The 5,889-nt window shown below is 45.4% G+C and carries 3 protein-coding genes and 3 tRNA genes; 5 read left to right on the plus strand and 1 reads right to left on the minus strand.

What is annotated here, in order from left to right; all coding sequences use genetic code 11:
- The first annotated feature begins 673 nt into the window (after nucleotides 1-673).
- Nucleotides 674-2,533, plus strand: coding sequence for an excinuclease ABC subunit UvrC (uvrC, locus tag ACWVCM_RS11825; RefSeq protein WP_455201960.1), 1,860 nt, complete (start codon nucleotides 674-676; stop codon nucleotides 2,531-2,533).
- 118 nt (nucleotides 2,534-2,651) lie between these two features.
- On the opposite strand, the gene ACWVCM_RS11830 is transcribed toward uvrC, so the two are convergent.
- Nucleotides 2,652-4,370 carry a hypothetical protein gene (locus tag ACWVCM_RS11830; RefSeq protein WP_455201961.1) on the minus strand — a complete coding sequence of 573 codons (1,719 nt, stop codon included), beginning with the start codon at nucleotides 4,368-4,370 and terminating at the stop codon, nucleotides 2,652-2,654.
- 367 nt (nucleotides 4,371-4,737) lie between these two features.
- Between ACWVCM_RS11830 and pgsA the strand changes: the two genes are divergently transcribed.
- From pgsA to ACWVCM_RS11850, 4 genes are all read left to right on the plus strand, one after another.
- Nucleotides 4,738-5,328, plus strand: a complete 591-nt coding sequence (gene pgsA / locus ACWVCM_RS11835) for a CDP-diacylglycerol--glycerol-3-phosphate 3-phosphatidyltransferase (RefSeq protein ID WP_455201962.1) — start codon at nucleotides 4,738-4,740, stop codon at nucleotides 5,326-5,328.
- A 130-nt stretch (nucleotides 5,329-5,458) separates the two neighbouring features.
- Nucleotides 5,459-5,534, plus strand: a tRNA-Gly gene (locus ACWVCM_RS11840).
- A gap of 85 nt (nucleotides 5,535-5,619) precedes the next feature.
- Nucleotides 5,620-5,693 (plus strand) — tRNA-Cys (locus ACWVCM_RS11845).
- A gap of 32 nt (nucleotides 5,694-5,725) precedes the next feature.
- Nucleotides 5,726-5,812 (plus strand) — tRNA-Leu (locus ACWVCM_RS11850).
- Nucleotides 5,813-5,889 lie beyond the last annotated feature (77 nt).

A 5,889-nucleotide genomic window follows, 5' to 3' on the forward strand; every position in this document is an offset into this window, starting at 1 on the left:
ATAAAAATCAACAGTAGCACTAACATCATTATTTTTAAGCCCTTATTATTTACTGCCTTGCGTGGATACGTTGATGTGCATCTGAATTGAGTTGTCTCTATTAATTAACGAACCACACTGAGTTAGGAATACAGCAAAGACGATAAAATTTTTGTCGAACAAGGCAAAATATTGATTATTGGCACGATTCAAATTGTCTTATTGCGTTACGGTTCACAAAAATGGTCTTAATCTGTATTGTAAAGACCATAATTAGCGAAAACTGCGTTTAGTAATATTTTCTGCTACTGCAGCAATATGCTGGAGTAAATAATGGTGTCGACCACTACGTGTTTTATCTCAGCGCGGTATATGACCAAGTTGGATTGCTAAATACTAGTAGTCACTAAACAAACGAAAATTTTCATGGTGATATCCAATAAACAATAACTTGTAGCGGCAATTGCAAAAAGAAATTTACTGATGTCAGGCGTACATCATCGGATTTTGGGATATTGGTCTCGCTATACACAAAGGAAAATTGGCCATACCTGGATTCCCGCTTTTGGCCGTACGGCATGCTAGTTATATAAAGCAAGAATGGCTAAAATCGACATATCATGAAAAATGACAACATGCGATTTTCAAATAGCTAATAACCGGTGCTAGTAACCAGGATTAATATGATTATTTTATGGCGGACGCTGTGAAACAGGAATTCTCATCCACTCAAAGCGAGGCTTTTGATTCTGCCAGTTTCCTGAAATCCCTGACCACCAGACCGGGGGTTTACCGCATGCTGGACGCGCAGGGTAAGGTTATTTACGTTGGCAAAGCGCGCAACCTAAAAAACCGGGTAGGCAGTTATTTCCAGAATAAAGATAAAAATGCGAAAACGCGCGCCATGGTTTCGCAAATAGCCAATGTTGAAATCACCATCACGCATACTGAAGGCGAAGCATTATTACTGGAAAATAACTTAATAAAAGAGCTAAAGCCACGCTATAACATTCTGCTGAGAGACGATAAAAGTTATCCTTTTATCTATCTGGATGATCAACATAAATTTCCACGCTTAAGCTTTCATCGCGGCGCTAAAAAGGCAGCGGGGCAATATTTTGGGCCGTATCCCAGCGCAGGCGCAGTACGGGAAAGCCTGAATTTAATGCAAAAGGTATTTCGTATTCGCCAATGCGAAGACAGTTTTTTCAATAATCGATCCCGACCCTGTTTGCAGTATCAAATTAATCGTTGTACTGCGCCATGCACAGGCCTGGTGACACAACAGGAATACCAGGAAGATTTACGCCATGCCGTGATGTTCCTGCAGGGGAAAAGTACCCTGATCGTTGAAGAATTAGTTTCGGAAATGGAAAAAGCTGCAACAGCACTGCAGTATGAAAGAGCGGCGCATTTTCGTGATCAAATAGCCAGTTTAAAACGGGTGCAGGAAAAACAGTACGTCAGTAGTGAACACGGCAATATTGATGTGATCGCCAGTGTCGTAAAAGACGGTGTGGCGTGTGTTCAGGTATTTTTCATTCGCGATGGACGGAACCTGGGGAACAAGTTTTATTATCCCAAACAAACGCGTGGTGCAGTTGTGGCGGATGTGCTAAACGCATTCATTCCACAATTTTACCTGGCCGATAACGCCAGTCGATTCATCCCACCGGAAATTATTGTCAATGGAGAATTACCGGATATCGAGTTATTGCAGCAGGTTTTAACGGAGCGCGCCGGTAACAATATTACGATATCCTGCCGAGTACGCGGCGATCGTGCTCGCTGGATACAAATGGCGGAGAACAATGCAAAGACCGCATTGAGCAATCAGTTAGCAAACCAGGCGAGTATCCTGCAACGCTTCGAAGCTTTGCAGGATGTATTGTCACTTGAAAACCAGCCGCAACGACTGGAGTGTTTTGATATCAGCCACACTATGGGCGAAGCAACCGTTGCGTCATGCGTGGTGATGGAGCCCCAGGGATTGCAAAAATCGGATTATCGCCGCTTTAATATAGAAGGCATTACGGGTGGCGATGATTATGCCGCAATGCAGCAAGCGTTAACGCGACGTTATACACGGTTAAAAAAGGGTGAGGGTAAACTACCGGACATACTGTTTATTGACGGTGGAAAAGGGCAAGTGTCCGAAGCCATCTCAGTACTGGAAGAATTGCAGGTGACAGATGTGTTGATTGTCGGAATTGCCAAAGGACCTGATCGTAAACCGGGTCTCGAGACTTTATATATCGGGTCAATCCATAAAGAAATCTCATTGCCCACTGACTCTCCGGCGTTGCATCTTATCCAGCAGGTTCGCGATGAAGCCCATCGGTTTGCCATTACCGGTCATCGGCAGCGCCGGTCCAGGGCGCGGAATGTTTCCGTACTGGAGGAGGTGGAAGGTCTCGGTCCTAAACGGCGCCAGGCGTTACTGAAACAGTTTGGCGGACTGCAGGGGATTCAACGGGCCGGTGTCGAGGATCTGGCAAGTGTCACTGGCATCAGCAAGTCGCTGGCGCAGAGGATTTACGACGTCTTTCATTAACAGGAAGATCACGAATCGCATTGCACTATTACAAGGTTCAATAGCACAAGCCACTCGCACAAACCAGGAGCAAACACTTCCCTGTATAAGCTAATAATGCGATCCGGCAATCTGCGTTTTATGCTGCTTCAATGGACAAGCGGAAAGGCAGCTGTATTTTTTCCTCTTCATCTTCCAGATTTTCCAGAAGTAAAGCTTTTTGAACTACCGAGGTCCACAATGCGTCCATTTCGTCTGTTATTTCGTCATACTGTTCGCCGAAATAATGATTCGCAGCGCTGACATCAAAGGCTGTGGGTATTGATACCTTGCTGTGACCCAAGGCTTCCATACGTTTGGCAAAAGGCGCTTCCGGATTGCCCGGATTAGTTTCTTCCTGTGAAAGGCGAATAAACCACGCGTCAATGTTCTCGCTATTGAGCAGGCCTTTCAGGGTCGACGGCAGATTGTGATACGGCCGAATATGCGCAGGCGCAGAAAGATTGTCCTTGAGTGCTTCATTCAGTTTGGGCCAGAAATACTGGATTAGCATCGCCTGGGTGATGCGAATGGTCTGTGCGCCTTTTAATAAATCACGATCGTTACAGGCTTTGAGTGCCATTTCGTCAGCGATGAGTTCGTCTTTTTGCGATGCGTATACCGCAAAATTACGATAGAACGAAGCAAAGGGCGCGAAGAAACAATAGTGAATCAGGTCGCTGACACCATTGCGCTCCTTCAAGGAAGTCGCATACAAACACCAGGTTCGCCTCATAAAACTCAACCAGTTCACTATCATATTGCGACGCTTGGAATATTGAATGAGGCGTCGAGTCAGGGCGCTGTCAAACTGTTCCGGTGCCAGGGTTTGCAACAATGGGTAACCGATGGCTAATACGTTCTTCGACCAGATCGGTAAACCAAAACGCGGAATTTTTATCACATTCAGTTCATGACGCCGGGTCAAAACGATCTGGTGAATTTTAGGAATACGATGTTCCTGTTTTATATCTCCAATCTTCTGCAACAGTTGGCTGGCATTGTTTTCATCCGGTGTAATGCCTTCCGGCAGAACAAACTTGAGATCAAATAGTTTATAACTGATCAGGTATAAAAATAGGGTAATACTGAAGAACGCCAGTATGAGCATCACAGTATTACTGGTAAAAGGACTGTTCAGCATTTCAATACTATTCCATGTAGCATAGGCAGCCATGGCTGGAAACAGCAAGATGTACACGAATCCCAACATAGCCGCGACAGCCGTAGTTACCAGATACAAAGCAGGGAACCGTTGTGCAAAACCGTGCAGACTGATGTTCTTCTTTTTCCGTTCCCAGGAAGGATTTTCAAGAAACGCCGCGATGGGTGCTGTTCCATCCGACGGGGCCTTCACCTGTGGAACGATATCGCCACTCACGTCACGCACAGAGAATACTGCTTTGGAGGACGCTTCAACAGTCGCGGCAACATGCGCCGGTACCGGCCTGTCCACAGCATTATCCGAAGCTGTGTTCTGCCCGTTATGCAACTCGTTACAAATCTCAGAAGCAGCAATTAATCCATCAAATTCGTCGTACAGCTCATCTTCTTCATCAATGTGCTCAGCTGACATGTCAGATGATACATAGGGCTCTGCTTCAGCAGCCTGAAAAACGGGTTCGGTCAAAAGCGCCGGCTCGGCAGGTTCTTCAAACATTGTGTCGGCGATGAAAACTTCTTCATTGGTACTTTCTTCGCCTGAGAATTCAGTGACTAAATCATTATAAGGGGAGCTTTCTTCAAAACCTTCCAGGGAATCTACTGCGGCAACCAGATCATCAAAATTATCGGTACCGAAAACATCATTACTACTCATACTGCAACACCTACTACATACTACTTTATATAACGGGACATCAGCATCATGCTGCTAATGCAATAATCAGTAAATCAGAAAAAGATCTGTATTACAATTAATGTTATCGTATAAAGGGTGCAGATGTTTAGAAAAAGAGACTGAATCAGGCGTTAGGATGACAATTTAAGTTATTGTATATAAAGGTAAATTATGGCTGGCAATTTTGCAGTGAAATTTTTCTGGTGTGATTTACCGTGAACGTTGCTCCTAATTCATGACCTCAGCGAACAAAGCGTGTTTTCTTTCTCTGTCATCGGCCTGGCGGGCATAACCCCTAATTTCAGAATGCTTTCAATGTGTTGAAGATATGCATTAATATAAAGCGATGTTAATAAACATTCCCAACATACTGACCGTTATACGGATCTTGGCCATACCGGTATTCGTGGTCATCTTCTATTTGCCCTGGTCTGAAGCCCAGTTTTGGGCCACTTTCATATTTTGCGCAGCCGCAATCACTGATTGGCTGGATGGTTATCTGGCCCGGAAGCTTGAGCAAACCTCGGCCTTTGGCGCTTTCCTGGATCCTGTTGCCGACAAATTAATGGTGGTAATGGCACTGATTTTACTGATCGAGCGCAACCCGACGCCGTTTCCGGACGTGGCATTAACACTGGCGTGCGCCATAATCATTGGCCGGGAAATCGTAATCTCGGCATTGCGCGAATGGATGGCCGAAATAGGCGAACGGGCGCAAGTAGCGGTTTCAGTGATTGGGAAAATGAAAACCCTGGTTCAGATGTTTGCCATCCCGTTTCTCATTTATGAATACGATATCGGGCAGTTTCCCACGTCGGAGGTGGGATTCGTGTTGATCTGGATTGCCGCGGCTTTGACGCTCTGGTCAATGATCATTTATCTCAAAGATGCATGGCCGATATTAAAAAATACCGAGAATAAGGCCGAAAAAGAATGAGGCTTTTGTTGGCAAATCATGCAGTTAAGCGGCGCACCGGAGCCCGCGCTAATTATATGATTTTATTAAAAATCACTTGACAGTCGGATGCTCAAAGGTAAAATACCACGGCTTAAGCCAAAGGGCCAAAGCGGGAATAGCTCAGTTGGTAGAGCACAACCTTGCCAAGGTTGGGGTCGCGAGTTCGAGTCTCGTTTCCCGCTCCAATCGTTTTCTCCACACTTGATTTAGCGTTAATAAGAACTACTAGATTTTGGAGATTCCGTATAAGACATAAAAACCGAAAGTAACGGCTGAGTGGCAGAGTGGTTATGCAGCGGCCTGCAAAGCCGTGGACCTCGGTTCGACTCCGGGCTCAGCCTCCATTTTCCAAAACGCGAATCTTCCGCGACATCCTGCCCAGGTGGTGAAATTGGTAGACACAAGGGACTTAAAATCCCTCGACTTAACGGTCGTGCCGGTTCGACTCCGGCCCTGGGCACCATATCTCATAGGCTTTATCTTCCATCACCTAGAATCAATCACAGCTTTCCAGTAAATATCAAATGCAAAATTAAATTG

It is taken from the genome of Kaarinaea lacus, from assembly GCF_975902315.1.